This window comes from Acinetobacter sp. PW68 (assembly GCF_020982655.1).
Lineage (GTDB): Bacteria > Pseudomonadota > Gammaproteobacteria > Pseudomonadales > Moraxellaceae > Acinetobacter > Acinetobacter towneri_A.
On record NZ_JAHZSX010000001.1, the window covers coordinates 2,630,521 to 2,648,727 of the forward strand.

Consider the following 18,207-nt stretch of genomic DNA (forward strand, 5'->3'; position numbering starts at 1 on the left):
CGTCTGAAAAGACTTACCTGCTGATAATGGGTGAGCTTGGAATAAATTGAGCAACGCTCAATCCAAGCGCAAGACTATTTGAATCTAGGTCGTATTTTTGGACTTCCCTGCTGATAAGGGATTAAGACGCTGATTTAACCATAGCACGAGCAAAACAGTCAGTCTGAAAAGACTTCCCTGCTGATAATGGGTGAGCTTGGAACAAATTGAGCAACGCTCAATCCAAGCGCAAGACTATTTGATTCTAGGTCGTATTTTTGGACTTCCCTGCTGATAAGGGATTAAGACGCTGATTTAACCATAGCACGAGCAAAACAGCCAGTCTGAAAAGACTTCCCTGCTGATAATGGGTGAGCTTGGAACAAATTGAGCAACGCTCAATCCAAGCGCAAGACTATTTGATTCTAGGTCGTATTTTTGGACTTCCCTGCTGATAAGGGATTAAGACTTTACAATGGCGATCAAGCCATAAATGTACGCAAGTCTGAACAGACTTCCCTGCTGATAATGGGTGAGCTTGGAACAAATTGAGCAACGCTCAATCCAAGCGCAAGACTATTTGATTCTAGGTCGTATTTTTGGACTTCCCTGCTGATAAGGGATTAAGACAAAGGCGTCATGCCTAGTTTAGCCTGCTCCCACAGTCTGAACAGACTTCCTGAGCCTCTCTGAGAAACACTGTTTCGAAGAAGGCGTAAAATAAGGGATTAAGAGGTTTTGAAAAAGTAGAATTTCTACTTTCTCATATATCTGATAGGATTTTCCTGCTTATAATGGCAATTTTTTTACATACAAATCAAAATTTTAGGCTTGAATAAAGCACTTATATCAAAAATTATCGTAAGCTTATGAAAAATATATAAAAGAATATTCCATCATAAAGTACATCCAAGTTTTATATATTTGGATGATTCATGAACGCATTATTACAATACAAAGATAAACTAGAAGAGCAGTTTTTAAGCTCTATTGACTCAACCGACTTTAAAGACATTTGCCAAGGTAATATTGAGTTTTTCAAACATTATTTACAAGCAAATTTTAACTATTCAGCTTTTTGCAATCGTACTGCTCGTGCTAAAAATCCACTTCAGCAATTTGATGATCTCACTTCATATATGACACTGTATGGCTTAGCCCATTATCAACGAATGCGAACGATTATTGACTATGTCCAAGTGATGCCACATTTTAAAATTACACAGCCAATTGAAGCCTGTGTAGTTGACTATGGCTGTGGACAAGGCATTGCCTCTCTAGCTTTTATAGATCATCTAATTGAGTCAAAACTTCAAATTAAATGTTTGAAATTGGTCCTGATTGAACCCTCTGCTCGTGCTTTAAAACGTGCTGTTTATTGGATTGAAAAAAAAGCTAAAGCAGCAGAAATAAATATAGAAGTGATCGCTTTAGCCTGTACATTTGATGAATTAGAGCCTGACTACCTAGCATCAAATATCAAACAATATCCATGCTTTCATTTGTTTAATAACATTCTAGATATGTATAGCGCTGGCATATTTAGCTTATCAAAGCTCACACAACTCATTAAAATGCAGCCCAATGAAAATTTTATATTTGCCGTCAGCCCTGATTTTTCTTCAGGCAACCGTGGCTTTGATGCTTTACATGAATTGACCCGCCCGAATACGATTTATTTAAATACAACTGGCACAATTGAAGTTGAAGAATATCGCTATACATCACAAAAGACTTCCATGCGTAAAGCGCCTGTTCGTGTCTATGCTGCGAAACTATAAAATAGGAATCTAATCATGATAGAAGATCTTTTCGCATCAGAGACAACTTGTTTTGGCACCAAACAATATGCAAGTCAACCTACAGCTTGTGGTAGGGGTTTTGAAATTAAAATCCCTTATGGTAGCTTAATTTATATACCCAAATTCATTGAGAAAAAAATAGCTGATCGCACTTTGGCTGTATTCTTTGAAAATGATCATTACGATTGGGAAAATACGAATTGGCATGATGTTGATAATATTAATGAACTTAAATGGACAAATATTGCTTGGCAACAAGATACTGTAAAACTCTACGGTAAAAAACATGAATTACCACGTGTATCAGCTTGGTATGGTGATACAGGGAAGAGCTATAAATATTCAGGGATCTTACTTCACCCTCATCCTTGGAATCCGGCATTGCTTTGGATGAGAGAGCAACTTTCTACAATCAACGATACTCCTTTTAATAGTGTTTTACTGAATTGGTATCGAAGTGGACAAGATCATATTTCATGGCATACAGATGCTGAACCTGAGTTAGGTAAAAACCCCACTATCGCCTCATTAAACTTCGGAGAAGCTCGTCGCTTTTTACTCAGACGTAATGATGACCATGCTGATAAAATTGAAATTAATTTAGGTCATGGTGACCTTTTAATTATGCAGGGTGAAATACAACATTTTTGGCAACATAGCGTACCTAAGCAGACAAAAATTAAACATGGAAGATTAAATATGACTTTTCGTGAAATAATCTAACGAATTTTCAATTCTCTCAAAGTAATGTACAGGGTAAGCAACCAATCATTCAGGCTTTCCCTTTATGATTATCACAAATACTCAAAGCTAGTTTTTCCTACCTGACCTAGGTCATAATTGCTTCCTTTGCCAAATACGATTGATCCAATGAGCCACTCCACGGCAAAAAACTTGCTGACATTTTGGATGAATTATTGGATTACTACGGTGGCTTTGAAGGCTTAAGTCGTAAAATTGAAATTAGATGTTTTTGCATAGACCCAAGTGTTAAATCATCATTGCGATTCTTGCGTACCACACCATGGGCACGTGAAAAAGTAGAAAGCTTATATTTGTACGTCTTACGCCAAAAGGCAAAACAGAAACCGTAGCCCCAGGCAACACCCCTCTCATTATAAAATTATACCAGTCAGTAAAACACCTTTAGATTAAGCATGTGTATGTTGGTTATTATTGTTGATTATCACAATAAATTAGTGACCAAAAATCAAAGTACCCCACCCTACCTTAAATTACACCACACAAAATAAAAACTCTATATAACTGTTATATATAGAGTTTATTAAAATACTAATTATGTTATTTAGTGTATTTTATGTCGGTGACTCTTGCCAAGGTTGGGGTCGCGAGTTCGAGTCTCGTTTCCCGCTCCAAATTCAAAAAACCCTCATCGAAAGATGGGGGCTTTTTTATTGATTTTATATTATGTTATCCCCAATCATACTTTCTTTATTATCTTTTATTTCACAGTTTCGGGCCCCAAATACGACATATTCGTAGGTAGTTGCAAAAAATAAATGCATTAAAATCATTAGATTTCTTTAATCCAATAGAATCTCATCAGCCAATCAAGCATCTCATTATCGACCAACTGGCATAATTTCATAAATCCATTTTTTTGTGTTTTAATGGTGATATCACAATGTAAAACACAATATTATGGATTTAATATTCAAAAAACCTGAAGAAGTTGTTGCTTTATTATGTGAGAGGCTTCGTAAAGAACGTCTTTATCTGGAAATGACTCAGGCAGATGTTGCTGCGCGTGCGGGTATTGGTGTGAATACTGTATCTAATCTAGAAGCTGGTCGAAATGTTTCATTTGAAAATTTAGTACGTGTTGCCATGGTGCTCGGCCGATTAAAAGAATTAGAGGAACTTTTCAAACCACATTTAAATAGTGTAGATGACATGCTCCGCTATGAGAGTAATACGGCTCGCCAACGTATCAAAAGGAAATGAATCCATGCTCAAAAAACTTGATGTTTACTACAATGGATGGGGCGAATATTGGCTTTGGGGCACACTAGTTTCCTCAACTGCAATCACAGGTCGACCATTGATTGCTTTTGAATACAGCGCAGAAGCAATTAGTAAAGGTTTAGAGCTTTCATCTTACCTACTTCCGCTAAAAGGTGACCCATTAAGAAAGAACTTTCCTGCACATCAAATGGGATTACCAGGCCCTATATACGATGCCTTACCCGATGGCTGGGGCATGCTCCTGATGGATCGCTTATTTAAAAAAAATGGACTTAATCCAGCACGAGTTGGGCCTTTAGAACGCCTCACGTATATTAGTACACATACAATGGGGGCATTATCCTTTGAACCTTCAGCATCCGAGTTAACATTAGCTGAAAATATTCCATTGCTAAGACTCGCTCAAGAAGTTCAGGAAGTTCTCAAAGGAGAAGGTGCCGAATTTTTACAGCATTTATTAATTATGGGCGGGTCTCCACAAGGTGCAAGGCCAAAAGCACTTGTTTATCGTGATCCTGTCACTAATGAATTCTCAACAGTTCACTCACATCAACATGAAGCTTGGCTGATCAAATTTCCCGCTCAGCAAGAGCATCCTGAAGTTTGTGCAATTGAAACTGTTTATGCAGAATGTTTGCGTCATTGTCATATTGACACCCCAGACACCCAATACTTCACTCTTCCGAATGGCCTAACTGCATTTGCCTCAAAAAGATTTGACCGCTGCGATGGCATGCGCATCCCTATGCAAAGTTTAGCTGCCTTTACAGGGGCTGATTTTAAATCACCTGGGAGTTTAGACTACAGCAACTTTCTTCGTGCTACACACTTTTGTACCAATGATATTCGCGAAAAAGCGATTGCATTCAAGCGCGCTGTTTTCAATGTGGTGTTCAATAATCGAGATGATCATTGCAAAAACTTTTCGTTTTTAATGTCTCAAAATGGACAATGGAAACTCGCCCCAGCCTACGACGTTACTTTCTGTGAAGGCCCAGGTGGATATCATCAAATGGATATTATGGGTGAAGCACTGGATATTACTCGGTCTGCCATTGTCAAACTGGGCATTCAGGAAGCAGAGCTTTCTATTCAAGAGGTTGATGAAATGATTAACTCAATTTGCGAAGTTGCCAGCCGATTTACGAAGATTGCTCATGATCTATTACCTGAACAAATTAGATCTGAAACTCTCCAAATGATCCAAAATAGGATTGAGCATAATATTCATTTATTGAATTGAATATAAACCATCCGATTTAATCAAAAGCAATCTGGAAATACATATAAAATTTAATCAATAACAGATCAGTGATAAACCCCGAACCCAAGATGGTATATCCACTGCGGGCTTTGGTCATTATAAACAGACAAAGACAACTTACATCCCTCTTGCACTGCAAGCCCATACTCTAATGTTAGCTCCTTGAGTTGCGCAGGTGATAAACTCAACCAAGCATTATCAGGAGCTGGTTCAATATTAAAGGTGACACTTTTAACAGCTTGCTCATATTTTCCAGTCTGAATATTCAGTTCTACGGAATCTGGAAAATGCTGATAAATAGATAATTCATCATCCTCAACATCAAAGCTATATACTTCCTGATTTTGCATATCTCTTAGACATGTATCTTTATATAACTGTTCCGTTAGCAAAGCTGCATTCACCTGAATATTAGAAAAGAGTTGTTCACCTTCTGAAGCAAAAAAGTCCTGATTAAACTTTTGAATTTGTTCATCATCATATTTTGTAAAGTCGCAGGTATTGGCATTGAATCTAAGTCTGGCATCAACCACCAGTTCATTATTAGACCAAGGCAAAAGTTGCGATAAATCTTGCGATTTATATTGTTTTTTGGTGTCCACATAACCTTCATAACCAGGCCGATTAAATACCGCCTGCTTTTTTGGCTGAGTTCTATCTTTATTTGCACAGTATTTATAGTTAAATTGTGGAATTACAATGTTGGGATGTTGCACAATATTTAAGCGATGTCGATTAACACGCCCTGCTGTCTGAACTATCGACTGCACACTTGAAGCATCAATAATCGCCCAGTCAAAATCATGATCGCGCCCAACTTCTTCTACAGGCGTCGCAATCACAATCAATGGAATATCTATAGCGTTAGAGGTCTGAACGATATTTAATATCTCTTCATCCGTATAAATATGTTCATTTCCCGTTGGGCGTTTTGTGCCATTTTTATGCCGCGTGAGCAAAAAGTCGAGTCGTTTTTCTTTGTGGAATCGTGAAATTAGCCAATCATGAGCATGGTAACAAGCAATCTGTGCATGTGGTAGTCGGCCTGATAAATGCTTTGCTAAATCAATAGCATGTTTGATATTTGCCACACGGATTAAACCAAATGAAAGTTTTTTGTCCTGTTTTTTAAGTGACCATCGATGTTGTTGATGTAGAGCTTCTGTCTGCTCCAAAATCGTCCTTTTCCATTGATCAACAGAAGGATTTTCAATACTGGCTAAACGTGCCAAACGATATGGCTGTTCTGCTTTAACCGTAAGAACGTGCTGCAACTCATCTAAATGCTGTTGATAAACCTGATTAAATACTGATGGTTCATGGCTTTTTTGTACCAGTATTTTAGGCTTCAATTCATTGTCTGCAATCGCTGCAATAAATTTTTGTGGTTCCTTATATAAGGCTGCGCGAAGCTCGACTCCTGATTCAAAAGCGCGGTAAATGCTATCTGCGACTGTTGCTGAAAGCGTTGCAGATGAACAAATGACATGACGACCATACATTGCAGCCAATTGGACTAAACGCAATACAGCGATTAATGATTTAGGTTCATAACCATCAATTTCATCTAAAATCAGGTCACTGCTCATAATTCTGAGCAATGCTTTAACATGATGCCCTTGTCGGTGTGGTTCGCCTGCCGCGATTAAATAATCAATCGTGGATACCAATAAAGGCGAGGCTAAAACATTTTGAGCAACTTTATCTACTCCCCTTTTTCCTTTGACTATTTTAGTAAATAGAGGATGCAACCACTGTGGTAAGTCTTGATCCTGTGCATAAGCATCAAATACAGGTTCTGGTAAATTTTCATCTTCATCAGCCACAGACGCATTTGCACGACTTTCATTAAATAACTTTTGGCTGACATGATCACCAATAATCACGGCAATTTCATCATCCGACAGATTCATGGAGCTTTTAAGTGCATCACCAGTCTGTAACGTTAATGAGCGAAGATTCAGTGCAATGGCAAGGCGTGGATCATTCGGTCTTAATATACATGCTGCACGCAGGTTCATTCTGGTTTTACCACTCCCCGTTCCTGCAATATTCAGCAATAAGCAAGGGGTATCTGGCATTTTATTGATTTGCTTTTGTAAGGCATGAGCAACCAAATTTTGCCACTGAAATCTGGGTAAAGTAGAAGGCTGACAGATAAACTCAACCGTTTGTTCACTTAAACCAGCAAGATTCAAATCTGTCATCATTTTTGTGGCGATATACGCAGCACGATCTCCAACCTGCTGCAAATGCCAATCCAGAGGTTGATCTTGCATTCGCTCCTTTTTGCCTTGTGGACTATTTTTTATCTTTGTATTGGCAAATAGGCTGACATTTTCAGGTTTTGTTTCAGAAAACTGTTCCGCAGAAACGGTATGGTCTGCATGAATGAGTGCTGCGCGGCTATGTAGTGCTAAAGCTTTCCAATATAACTGTTGATCTTCCGTTGCTTGGGTCATTTTCGCTAAGCGGGCCATACGGTTTTGGTGACTTTTAAATATGCTGTCATTTAAATCACCCGCACAGGTGAATTGTTCTACACGAGGATGTTTTTCCCTGACATGCAAATCCGCATTTGGATACCAGTTGTTATCTCCCAATAAACCATGATGTGTGACCACCAAATAATCCACAGCTTCTAATTCATTCAGCAAAAATTGTTTTCTTATCTTAGTGCGTTCGCCTAGGGTTAAATCTGTTAAGTTACGATCAATATTTTTCCATGCTTCTGGCCAATTCCAGTTATTTTTACGCATTTGCTGCAATAGTTTCATCGACAACCATTCATGTCGTACATCATCTTTGAGCATCTGTCCCGCCATCGCAGGAATTAATTTGCTTTGAAAATGCTCAGAAGCCTTACCAATGTCATGTACATCACCTGCAGCACCTGCAAGTAAACTTGCTGCTCGAACCCAATCAGGCACTTGCAGCTGCTTTTGTTGTTTAGATGTCGAAGCAACTGGATAAGCGCCCTCTAAAGTAAAACGATGCTTAGAGCCTACGACCCAAACCAATTTCATTCTGCGCATACCATAATTCACATAAGCTGCTACGGCAGTTTGACGTGTTGCCGTTTTTTTCAGTGCGCTACGAATTTCTTTAAGTCCTTCCATGGTCATAGGTGCCTGCCATGAACTTTGCCCAGTGCGAATTGCATAGCTATCTAAAACAGCTCTGGTCTTTTTTAAAGCGCGTTTTTCACAAGCGGATATTAGAATGCAGTGCATAATCTAAACCATATTAAAAATTGAAAGTCGTTGGACAATGCTGTATTAAAAACCACCAAGAATACTGAAATACAAAACACAAGTATTTGATTTTAAAAAATTTTAAAACTGTATTCATATATTTACTTTGGCTTTTTTAATTTCTCCCATTCTCTTAAATTTTAAGAATAACAAGTAGTAGATTTAATTTGGCTATTGAATTCTACTAACTTGCTCTTACTTATATACAAGTGTCAAAAACTCTACTTAAAGTTTTGTCCAACCACACAAGTCTCTTATTTGTAATTCTTATCTGATGGATGTATTCCATTTCACCTGATTTATGTTGAACAATTATTTTACGGTGAACCATAAAACCACTACTTTCAGATCTTGCATAGCCAAGCCATAATTTGGAACGCTTAAATCTAGGACAGTATCTCCAGATATTATTCAATCACGCTAGCCTAGTTTTTGACGGACAGACTAGCGTGACCTCCAAAAGAAAACCAATAGGGTATTTAACCATCTTAGCGATGGAAGACCATGATTAACAACAAAAAAAAGGAATACCCTATTTTTCTAAACCATTAAAAATGGAAAAAATCATACAACCTATTGGCACACAGCCAAAATATAGTGAATATTTTTCAAACAATCAACTAATAACTTCTAAAAATATAAATAATATTACCCAATAGCGTATTATTTTCTTTTGTTTTACTTTTCTTGCTTGCTTAAAGGTTTTTTTAAGATTATATTTGATCAAAGCTTAATCACTCTTAACAACCAATCATCAGTGTTAAGACTTCTTTTAAGAAGAAAAATAACCTGAATAGAATTTTTAAAAATAGTCATACGTTTTCCAAAGATTACAGAGTATCTAATAATGACTTCAAAACATCTCGATGAAGATATCTATCAACAAGCCTTGGCTGAATCTGTTCACCATAGTCTAAAGATCACTAATTCCAATATTAAAGGAGGAGGTATAAGAGTCTCTAATTCCGCACATTTAGATCTACCCTATATCTCTGTTCGAACTTTATTAAATGAAAATATTTTAATTCCTGTTACTTACCATACTAACTCAGGTAACACAGCCACATTATTTAAAGTGATAAATGCAGTACAACTGAATGAAGATACGTCCACACTAGATGAAGAGTTTCAACAGAATGTATTCACTCTACGACCTCATTTTAAAAAAGTATTATCAAAAGGCTTTTCTTGTGGGCTAAACACAATCGATATTCGTATGCGTCAATTATTGATTCCGTATAATAGTGATGAATATCTTTCTATTAGCCCTCTTGCAGCACCAGGTTTGAATTTGGTACTTAATGAAAAACTTGAAGCAATTAAAGAACTACGTAAAGTAGAGGGAAAAGACTCAAAGCTCAAAAATATTAAGTCAGCAGTATTTGGCATAGGTGGAAGCAACGTTCAAAATTGTGGCACTCCACCTTTAATGCGTGCAATACAACGCCCTATTGTTCTTGGCTCACCCACCCTAGATCCAAAAACTCGTTTAGCTTTTCAGTATTTTTATAAAGGCTTTGATTACCAAATTTCAAATGCCTATATCAATCGAGCGATGTATCAGGAATTGACTACATATGCAAAATCTTTGATTGAACAACAAAAACTAAGTTTGAAGGTAGGCTTCCATGAACATGGTATACACGCCCCTTTTTCAAATATGCAAACACGTGCAGCAGAATTAACCACTATTCAGAAAGTTATCGATGATGTTCTGCAACAAGGGCAAGACATCCTCCAAATTTTAAAGGCTGTTGCAAATGATTTGCCTAGTTTAAAAGTGTTGGAGAGAAAATCGAGGTGGAGCCATCCGCGTGTATCTCTGATCGCTCAAGGCTTAATTAATCCTGAACTACAACAATTTGAAGATTGGCAACAGCTTTTTGCAGATGATTTAGCAAGACGAATCACGAAACACAGTTATTGGAAAAAAGAGATTAAAAATACGGTTGACATTAGCCTATCGGAAGCTGATGCCAAAAGCTTCCTCTCACGTCGTATTCAGGAGCTTTTAAAATGAGTTGCTTCGTCGTTATTCCATACATTAAAGTGCAAGCAGCAAATTTTCAGAGCACTGGCTTAATTATGGGTGGTGCTCCACTGATGGCTGCTGCCATGTTTAGCCATCATCTTGCTCGTCAAATTGAAGCTGAAGATCTTGGTTTTTATTATGTGCACCATGATATACAACCACTTGGTGGAGAAGCTTATGGTCGCTTCACTCCAGCACAACGACGCGGCGCGACATTCATTGGTAAAACAGATTACTCATCAAAAAATAAATATGCGCTTTCACTACAGCCTACTGCAAGCTGTCATTTGCTGTTCAGTTTAGTGATTGAATTTGACGCTAGACGTCCAGATCTAGACACATTAGTTCAAACTATCAAAAGAAGTAAATTTGCAGGCGGTCATATTCTCGAGTTTGGGAAAATTCAAGATTTTAATGATGCTGAAGATGCCTTGGCTCAGATCAGCTCTGGCTTTTTAATTCATGACAGGAATGATTTATTAACCGCCTATCAAAAAGCATATCAAGTAAATCGCTTACAAGCCTTTAGCCAACTTTTAGCGCATCGTCCGCAAGCTAAAAATAGTGATACACCTATTTTAGAACATTTACCGAATGAAAACTTAGCATGGCTTTCTGCAACAACTTTAGGTTATGCCTTACTTGAACAACCAACTGCTGATCGTACTGGGATTCGCCATGCCGATGATCAGGATGAAACCCAGCATGCCTATGCAGAGCCTTTAACAGGCTTGATTCAATATCACTCACTTAATTCAATCTTGAATGAAATCCGCCTTGAAACATCAATTTATCCCGATGACTATTTAGAACAAATCCAATGGTCGTATCACTGGATTCAAGATGACGTTTTTTTATTGCAACAAAAATCAACAGTTCAACAACTAATTGACATTTATAAGGAATAAACATCATGTCTACATTTGAAAATTTCAAAAAATTACCGGGTAGCCTTTCTTTACAACGCGGAACATTAATCAGTGATGCTGCCTTCTATCATTTGCATGCTGATGGCAAAGAAGAAGCGCTACATGTGATGTATCATGGTATTCGTGGTACTCAAAACGTGGCAGGCAATAAAGATAAAGGTGCTGCTTCGGGTAACTCTATCGCCCGTGAAGTTTCCAATATTCAAATGACAGAATCGGCGAAACTTTTGCCCGATGCTAAGCTTCTAGTCAAATGGGATTTACGTTTTATTGATTTAAAACATATATTTTTTGCTAGTTCGACAGGTAAAGGAAAACCCGAAGAAAAAGCACAAGAAAAAGAATTTAGAAAAGCATTTGCAGATTTCGTAATAAAGGCGAAAGAAAGCAAAGGCCTACAAGAAGTTGCTTGTCGCTACGTGCGTAATATTGTCAATGGACGTTGGTTATGGCGTAATCGCAGCGTTGCAGAACATATTTCGATTAAAGTCAGCGAAATTATTGAACATGATCAAAGTCAGACGACTAAAAGCTATAAATTAATTGCTGAATTTAATGCTTTGGATTACAGCCTAAAATCATTTGATGATGTTTCTGAAAGTGAAAATAAAATTGCCAATATCTTAGTTAAAGGCATGCAAGGAGATGTCAATTCAGGATTACATATTGAAGCGATTGTAGATTTTGGCATGGGCGGTATTGAAGTCTTTCCATCTCAAAACTATTTAGAAAAGAAACAAGATGGTTTTTCACGTTCTCTTTACCAATTAAATCCCAAGTTCCCTCTAAAGGAAGCAAATGATAATCAGTTTTTGGGACAAGCAGCGATTCGTGACCAAAAAATTGGTAATGCCTTACGCACCATTGATACTTGGTATGACAAATTTTTAGAAAATGATAGTAAACCAATTCCTGTAGAGCCAAATGGCGCAAGCCTAGACGCACAGGACTTTTTCCGTGTAGACAAAAAGAAAAAAGATTCTGCTTTTGATATTTTAAAAGAAATTCGCAGTTTAGACCCAAATAGCGATAAAGGTATGTTCTTAATAGCCTGCTTAGTTCGTGGCGGCGTTTACTCTGAGGGAGAGTAATATGCAACCCAACTATTATCTTGATATTCGTATTTTAGACAGTGCGGATGATGGTGAGCTTACCCTCACCCATCTGCGCAATCAAATTTACAGTATTGTGCATGGTGCTTTTCGAAAAATGCCAGAAAAATTTGCCTTAGCTTTAGAAATTTCACCACGCCAGCAACGAAAAATGCTGACCAAAGAAGCAAAATATAATTATCCCATAACACCAAATTATGATGTTTTACGTATTTTTGCATCGGAACAAGATGATTTAGATCAATTGGTTGAGCGCATTAAAGGTCATTGGAAAATCAGGGACTATGCTGTACTCAATCATCCTGTTGCTGTACCTATAGCAAAGGTGACGGGTTGGCGCTGTTATTTTCGTTTTCGATTACCAACCTTAAAAGCTGAACCCAATTTTTTAAAGAATTATCCTGAACGAGAAAGTTTACACACCAAACGCCTTAATAAAGCCAAGAAACTTCCTTACTTTAAGGTCATTAGTCAAAGTACTGGGCAAAGTTTTACGGTTCCTATTGAGATTTTTGATATTAATTTTGAGGAAGAAAATTTTGGACTTCCTGAAAATTACAAGGATGTTAACGTGTTAAAAAGTGGTTTGCCTGATGGGTATGGCCTAGCACGAAAACAACACGCTTTCGCATTACCTGTGTTTGAGGTATAAAAATGAGTGATTTCCGTCAGCAACGCAGTCGTGCTCTGATGTTATCTAAACGAGCCTGTGTATTTTACCTTGAGCGGGTACGTGTCATGCTCAAAGATGATCGGATTGTGTATCTGACGGATAACCTTCAACCGATGGAACATTTTTATAATATTCCTGAAAAAAATACGGCGTTCTTATTGCTCGGTAAAGGCAGCTCCTTAACCGATGCTGCCGCCCGTCGTTTGGCAGAATCTAATGTTATGGTTGGATTTTGTGGTTCAGGCGGTTCTCCTCTCTTTTCATCACTTGATCTCACTTTCCTCGCACCACAAAGTGAATATCGCCCAACCGAATATATGCAAACGTGGATGAGAGCTTGGCTTGAAGATGATGCTCGCTTACTGATGGCTAAAGTTTTACTAAGCGAACGTGTGTCTATTACTGAAAAAGCATGGAAAAAGAATATCAACTTAATACAACACGGTATATCGCTTGACCCCATTGCTATGACACGTTTTCTACAAGATATTGATTTGGCAAATAATCAAACAGAATTATTAGCAGCCGAAGGCCGTTGGGCAAAAAGTCTCTATAAACAACTTGCATCGGGTTTAAATTTTGAATTTAGCCGTGAGGAAGGAAAAGGGTCGCATGAGTCCTTACGTGATATTGCCAATAGTTATCTAGATCATGGTAATTACATTGCTTATGGTTATGCTTCTGTCACACTAAATGGTATGGGAATAAGTTTTGCCTTACCTATTTTGCACGGTAAGACACGTCGTGGTGGTTTAGTTTTCGATATTGCAGATTTAGTAAAAGATGCTTTTGTTATGCCACAAGCGTTTATTTCTGCCAAAAATGGACATAATCAAAAAGAGTTTAGAATGCAACTGATTGAATCCTGCCAAGATCAGGATGTCTTAGACTATATGTTTAACTTCATTTCTGAGCTATGCAATAAAATCAAATGATTTCAAAAGTTTATTGATTTTTGTTTTTTTGATCTATTTTCACTCTTTAAAAACCTATATCATTATTATCTAGAGCTTTTTATGATAAAAGTTCTAGTTTGCCATCGCCCAGATGGTTTAGAAGTAAACTCAGGAATTGACCCTGAAATTATGCAGGTTTGCCATCGCCCAGATGGTTTAGAAGACTGAATAAATCATCTTGAGATTGTAATGATTGTTTGCCATCGCCCAGATGGTTTAGAAGAGAAGAACAGGCTATAGATTTTAGCCAACCTAGTTTGCCATCGCCCAGATGGTTTAGAAGATCAATATCAGCAATAGCTGTGTAGGGTGCTAGTTTGCCATCGCCCAGATGGTTTAGAAGATTCATTTTCCGAAGCACGCCATACACCGACCGTTTGCCATCGCCCAGATGGTTTAGAAGATAGTCTCAGCACCAACAGCCATCTTTTGGAAGTTTGCCATCGCCCAGATGGTTTAGAAGACCTGCAATTAATAAGGACTTTGACCGCATCTGTTTGCCATCGCCCAGATGGTTTAGAAGAGAAACCCAAGATCGGGTGTATTGATCGCCAAGTTTGCCATCGCCCAGATGGTTTAGAAGTCCTTAAATTTTGGCTCAACTTCATTCCTAAGGTTTGCCATCGCCCAGATGGTTTAGAAGATAGTTTTGTTGCACAGATCAGGACGCTCTCGGTTTGCCATCGCCCAGATGGTTTAGAAGTCTCACAAAGTTGTATATCGATCCGCCTTGACGTTTGCCATCGCCCAGATGGTTTAGAAGAGGCATCGGAATGAAGCCATCTAAACCGACTTGTTTGCCATCGCCCAGATGGTTTAGAAGTTCCTGGTGTACTTGTGCAATACGTGCAACACGTTTGCCATCGCCCAGATGGTTTAGAAGACCAACAGCAGAAGGAATGATGGCTTCACAGAGTTTGCCATCGCCCAGATGGTTTAGAAGAAGCCGTGAATATGTATTTTTCGGCGCAAGGTGTTTGCCATCGCCCAGATGGTTTAGAAGATTCTCGAAAGCGCCAACAAAAAAATCTTGCAGTTTGCCATCGCCCAGATGGTTTAGAAGTCAACCAGTTTTCTAAATTCATCCGACACCGTGTTTGCCATCGCCCAGATGGTTTAGAAGTAAAGGCGGGTTGTTGGGTGGCTTAACCAAAGGTTTGCCATCGCCCAGATGGTTTAGAAGTATGTGGGAAAGGGCATGAAATGAAACACATTGTTTGCCATCGCCCAGATGGTTTAGAAGTATGCTGACCTTTATTCTTTCTAGGGGTATGCGTTTGCCATCGCCCAGATGGTTTAGAAGACTGACGATTTTGTGGTATGGCGTGACACCAGGTTTGCCATCGCCCAGATGGTTTAGAAGATCCGCACAAAGATCCAAACTTCAAAATATGCGTTTGCCATCGCCCAGATGGTTTAGAAGTTCGTTTTCTTTGACCACGGCGCGCAGTGCGTGTTTGCCATCGCCCAGATGGTTTAGAAGAAACCGCCCGAATCAATAAATGCGCGGCGTTTGTTTGCCATCGCCCAGATGGTTTAGAAGTTTAGTGTTTGAACGACCTGCGATGGTTGAACGTTTGCCATCGCCCAGATGGTTTAGAAGAGAGTTTAAGTGGAAGATTACTCCATTGTAATGTTTGCCATCGCCCAGATGGTTTAGAAGTCAATCTTTGAACGGTTACGATCAATCTGAGCGTTTGCCATCGCCCAGATGGTTTAGAAGAGAACCCAGAACCGCACCAGAAGGCGCGATAAGTTTGCCATCGCCCAGATGGTTTAGAAGAGAAGCAGAAGATTACGGCGAAGGAGGACGAAGTTTGCCATCGCCCAGATGGTTTAGAAGCTGTGCGAATAGTAGACAGACAAGTACGCATCGTTTGCCATCGCCCAGATGGTTTAGAAGATCTGGCGGTAAATACTGGCGTTTCCGCTATCGTTTGCCATCGCCCAGATGGTTTAGAAGATCTGGCGGTAAATACTGGCGTTTCCGCTATCGTTTGCCATCGCCCAGATGGTTTAGAAGGTTTGCGTGAGGATGTAAACAAGCGTATTGATGTTTGCCATCGCCCAGATGGTTTAGAAGAATCCCCTGCACCTATGCCAGACTATAAACAAGTTTGCCATCGCCCAGATGGTTTAGAAGTGCAAAATTATTGTTAGGGCATAATATTTATGGTTTGCCATCGCCCAGATGGTTTAGAAGATTGCCTAAACTCCTATTTCTAAAATGGGTACGTTTGCCATCGCCCAGATGGTTTAGAAGATTGCCTATTGAAGAAAAAGACAGACGCTTCCGTTTGCCATCGCCCAGATGGTTTAGAAGACCATTCAGTTCTACATTGGCAGGCGGGTATGGTTTGCCATCGCCCAGATGGTTTAGAAGCCAAAGTAATTCGGCATGATCTAACACCGATTGTTTGCCATCGCCCAGATGGTTTAGAAGTTCACTCGGCGGTTGTATAAAGCCTGTCGAGAGTTTGCCATCGCCCAGATGGTTTAGAAGTGCTCAGTAACCTGAAGCAAGGCAGCCATTGCGTTTGCCATCGCCCAGATGGTTTAGAAGAATTTCCCAATAGCTTTGGTGAGGTCACCCTTGTTTGCCATCGCCCAGATGGTTTAGAAGTTATATTTTATAGCTTGCAAAATAGCCATGGTGTTTGCCATCGCCCAGATGGTTTAGAAGAGATAAAACCAAATCCATTGCTGCTGATAGTGGTTTGCCATCGCCCAGATGGTTTAGAAGAGCAGGGCATTTTGATTCATGCTGCCGAAAATGTTTGCCATCGCCCAGATGGTTTAGAAGTACGACAAGTCACCCCTACACTACTTCCAAGAGTTTGCCATCGCCCAGATGGTTTAGAAGTTGCCCGATTGGATATTGAAGCAATAATACTGGTTTGCCATCTGAACCGTACCGGGTTTGTCGGAGAGTCAATATTCTGAGAGACTATCCCGATGACAAAATTAAAATATACCCCTGAAATCAGAGAAAGAGCGGTTCAATTATTGATTGAATCTGAAAAAGATTATCCATCGAATTGGGCTGCGATCACCGCTATTGCTCCCAAGATAGGTTGTACTCCTGAAACACTACGTGTTTGGTATCAAAAATATTTAGATAAACTAAATCCAGTTAAAGTACAGCAGCTTTCAGATCAAGAACGTATTAAACAACTCGAACGTGAAAATAAAGAACTGCAACGCGCCAATGAGATTCTACGTAAAGCAGCCGCTTTTTTCGCCCAGGCGGAGCTCGACCGCCCACACAAATAATGGTGGATTTTATCCATAATAATAAAGAGCTGTACGGAGTCGAGGCGATTTGTAGAATTTTACCGATCGCACCCTCAACCTATTACCGGACTCTAGATCTCTGCGAAAATCCAGAACATCGAGCAAAGCGAGATTTACATGACTTGCATCATGCTGAGGAGATTAAACGAATTTGGAAGGAAAGTTCAGGTCGGTATGGTGTACGTAAAGTCTGGCAAAAACTGAAACGTGAAGGCTATATTATTGCACGCTGTACTGTTGCTCGATTAATGAAAAAGCTAGGTATACAAGGTGTTTGGCGTGGTAAGAATAAACAAACCACCCGTAGCCGAGATGACCAAAAACGAGCACCTGACTTGGTGAAACGGAATTTTAGAGCTGATCAGCCTAATCACTTGTGGGTTGCTGACTTTACCTATATTCAAACAAATTCAGGCTGGGTCTATACCGCCTTTATTATTGATGTGTTCTCACGAGCAATTGTTGGATGGAAAGTATCTACACGGATGAATACAGATATGGTGCTCGATGCATTGGAGCAAGCATTGCACGATCGAGGCATGCCAAAGAATGTGATTCATCATTCCGATAGAGGTGTTCAATATCTTTCTATTCGCTATACCAATCGTTTAGAAGCTGCAAATTTACGAGCATCAGTCGGTACGACTGGTGATTCATACGATAATGCACTGGCTGAAACGGTGAATGGCTTATACAAAACAGAGGTGATTGAATATTTAAAAGCAGATTGGCAAGGTTTAGCAGATGTACAACTTGCGACACTAAACTGGGTAGATTGGTTCAATAAAAAGCGTGTACACAGTGTACTGGGTTATGTATCCCCTTTTGAGTTTGAAGCAATGTACTATGATAAGATTAACCCGTTAGGTCAGGTGGCCTAACTTAAATAAAAAAGTCTCCGATAAACCCGGTACGGTTCAGGGCGT

General features: G+C 39.2%; 11 protein-coding genes, 1 pseudogene, 1 CRISPR repeat array and 1 other annotated feature. Of the genes and pseudogenes, 11 read left to right on the forward strand and 1 reads right to left on the reverse strand.

The features are described 5' to 3' along the window. Positions 1 to 914: 914 nt before the first annotated feature. The 5 genes and pseudogenes from K1T76_RS12605 to K1T76_RS12625 all read left to right on the forward strand — a co-directional run bounded on the left by K1T76_RS12605 (position 915) and on the right by K1T76_RS12625 (position 5,010). A complete protein-coding gene (locus K1T76_RS12605; RefSeq protein ID WP_230245525.1) occupies positions 915 to 1,760 on the forward strand; it encodes a class I SAM-dependent methyltransferase in 846 nt (281 codons plus the stop codon). Between the two features lie 15 nt (positions 1,761 to 1,775). Further along, positions 1,776 to 2,504 (forward strand): alpha-ketoglutarate-dependent dioxygenase AlkB family protein, encoded by a 729-nt coding sequence (locus K1T76_RS12610; RefSeq protein ID WP_230245526.1) that lies wholly within the window; start codon positions 1,776 to 1,778, stop codon positions 2,502 to 2,504. 143 nt (positions 2,505 to 2,647) lie between these two features. Further along, positions 2,648 to 2,875: pseudogene (locus K1T76_RS12615) on the forward strand (VF530 family DNA-binding protein); the annotation flags it as partial. Between the two features lie 568 nt (positions 2,876 to 3,443). Continuing rightward, positions 3,444 to 3,746 (forward strand): helix-turn-helix transcriptional regulator, encoded by a 303-nt coding sequence (locus K1T76_RS12620; RefSeq protein WP_070153706.1) that lies wholly within the window; start codon positions 3,444 to 3,446, stop codon positions 3,744 to 3,746. Between the two features lie 4 nt (positions 3,747 to 3,750). Further along, positions 3,751 to 5,010 carry a type II toxin-antitoxin system HipA family toxin gene (locus K1T76_RS12625; RefSeq protein WP_070153709.1) on the forward strand — a complete coding sequence of 420 codons (1,260 nt, stop codon included), beginning with the start codon at positions 3,751 to 3,753 and terminating at the stop codon, positions 5,008 to 5,010. Between the two features lie 65 nt (positions 5,011 to 5,075). On the opposite strand, the gene cas3f is transcribed toward K1T76_RS12625, so the two are convergent. Next, positions 5,076 to 8,264 carry a type I-F CRISPR-associated helicase Cas3f gene (gene cas3f / locus K1T76_RS12630; protein WP_070153712.1) on the reverse strand — a complete coding sequence of 1,063 codons (3,189 nt, stop codon included), beginning with the start codon at positions 8,262 to 8,264 and terminating at the stop codon, positions 5,076 to 5,078. An 868-nt stretch (positions 8,265 to 9,132) separates the two neighbouring features. Here cas3f and K1T76_RS12635 point away from each other — a divergent pair. The 6 genes from K1T76_RS12635 to K1T76_RS12660 all read left to right on the forward strand — a co-directional run bounded on the left by K1T76_RS12635 (position 9,133) and on the right by K1T76_RS12660 (position 18,162). Then, positions 9,133 to 10,305 carry a type I-F CRISPR-associated protein Csy1 gene (locus tag K1T76_RS12635; protein WP_070154197.1) on the forward strand — a complete coding sequence of 391 codons (1,173 nt, stop codon included), beginning with the start codon at positions 9,133 to 9,135 and terminating at the stop codon, positions 10,303 to 10,305. After that, positions 10,302 to 11,225, forward strand: coding sequence for a type I-F CRISPR-associated protein Csy2 (gene csy2 / locus K1T76_RS12640; protein ID WP_230245527.1), 924 nt, complete (start codon positions 10,302 to 10,304; stop codon positions 11,223 to 11,225). Before K1T76_RS12635 ends, csy2 begins: the two co-directional genes overlap by 4 nt. A gap of 5 nt (positions 11,226 to 11,230) precedes the next feature. Beyond that, a complete protein-coding gene (gene csy3, locus K1T76_RS12645; protein ID WP_070154194.1) occupies positions 11,231 to 12,337 on the forward strand; it encodes a type I-F CRISPR-associated protein Csy3 in 1,107 nt (368 codons plus the stop codon). A 1-nt stretch (position 12,338) separates the two neighbouring features. Continuing rightward, the gene (locus K1T76_RS12650; protein WP_070154192.1) at positions 12,339 to 13,010 is read left to right on the forward strand and encodes a type I-F CRISPR-associated endoribonuclease Cas6/Csy4; all 672 of its coding nucleotides are present in this window, start codon (positions 12,339 to 12,341) and stop codon (positions 13,008 to 13,010) included. Between the two features lie 2 nt (positions 13,011 to 13,012). Then, on the forward strand, positions 13,013 to 13,966 hold the full coding sequence (gene cas1f, locus K1T76_RS12655) for a type I-F CRISPR-associated endonuclease Cas1f (protein WP_070154190.1): 954 nt from the start codon (positions 13,013 to 13,015) through the stop codon (positions 13,964 to 13,966). 96 nt (positions 13,967 to 14,062) lie between these two features. Beyond that, positions 14,063 to 16,851: a CRISPR direct-repeat array (repeat unit 28 nt; unit sequence GTTTGCCATCGCCCAGATGGTTTAGAAG). A 91-nt stretch (positions 16,852 to 16,942) separates the two neighbouring features. After that, positions 16,943 to 18,162, forward strand: a protein-coding gene (locus K1T76_RS12660; protein WP_230244509.1) for an IS3 family transposase whose coding sequence is annotated in 2 segments (ribosomal slippage) — positions 16,943 to 17,219 and positions 17,219 to 18,162 — 1,221 coding nt in all. Because the reading frame shifts where the segments join, the coding sequence is not laid out codon by codon here. After that, positions 17,218 to 17,334, forward strand: a sequence feature (AL1L pseudoknot). (Overlaps the previous gene by 117 nt.) Positions 18,163 to 18,207: the final 45 nt, after the last annotated feature.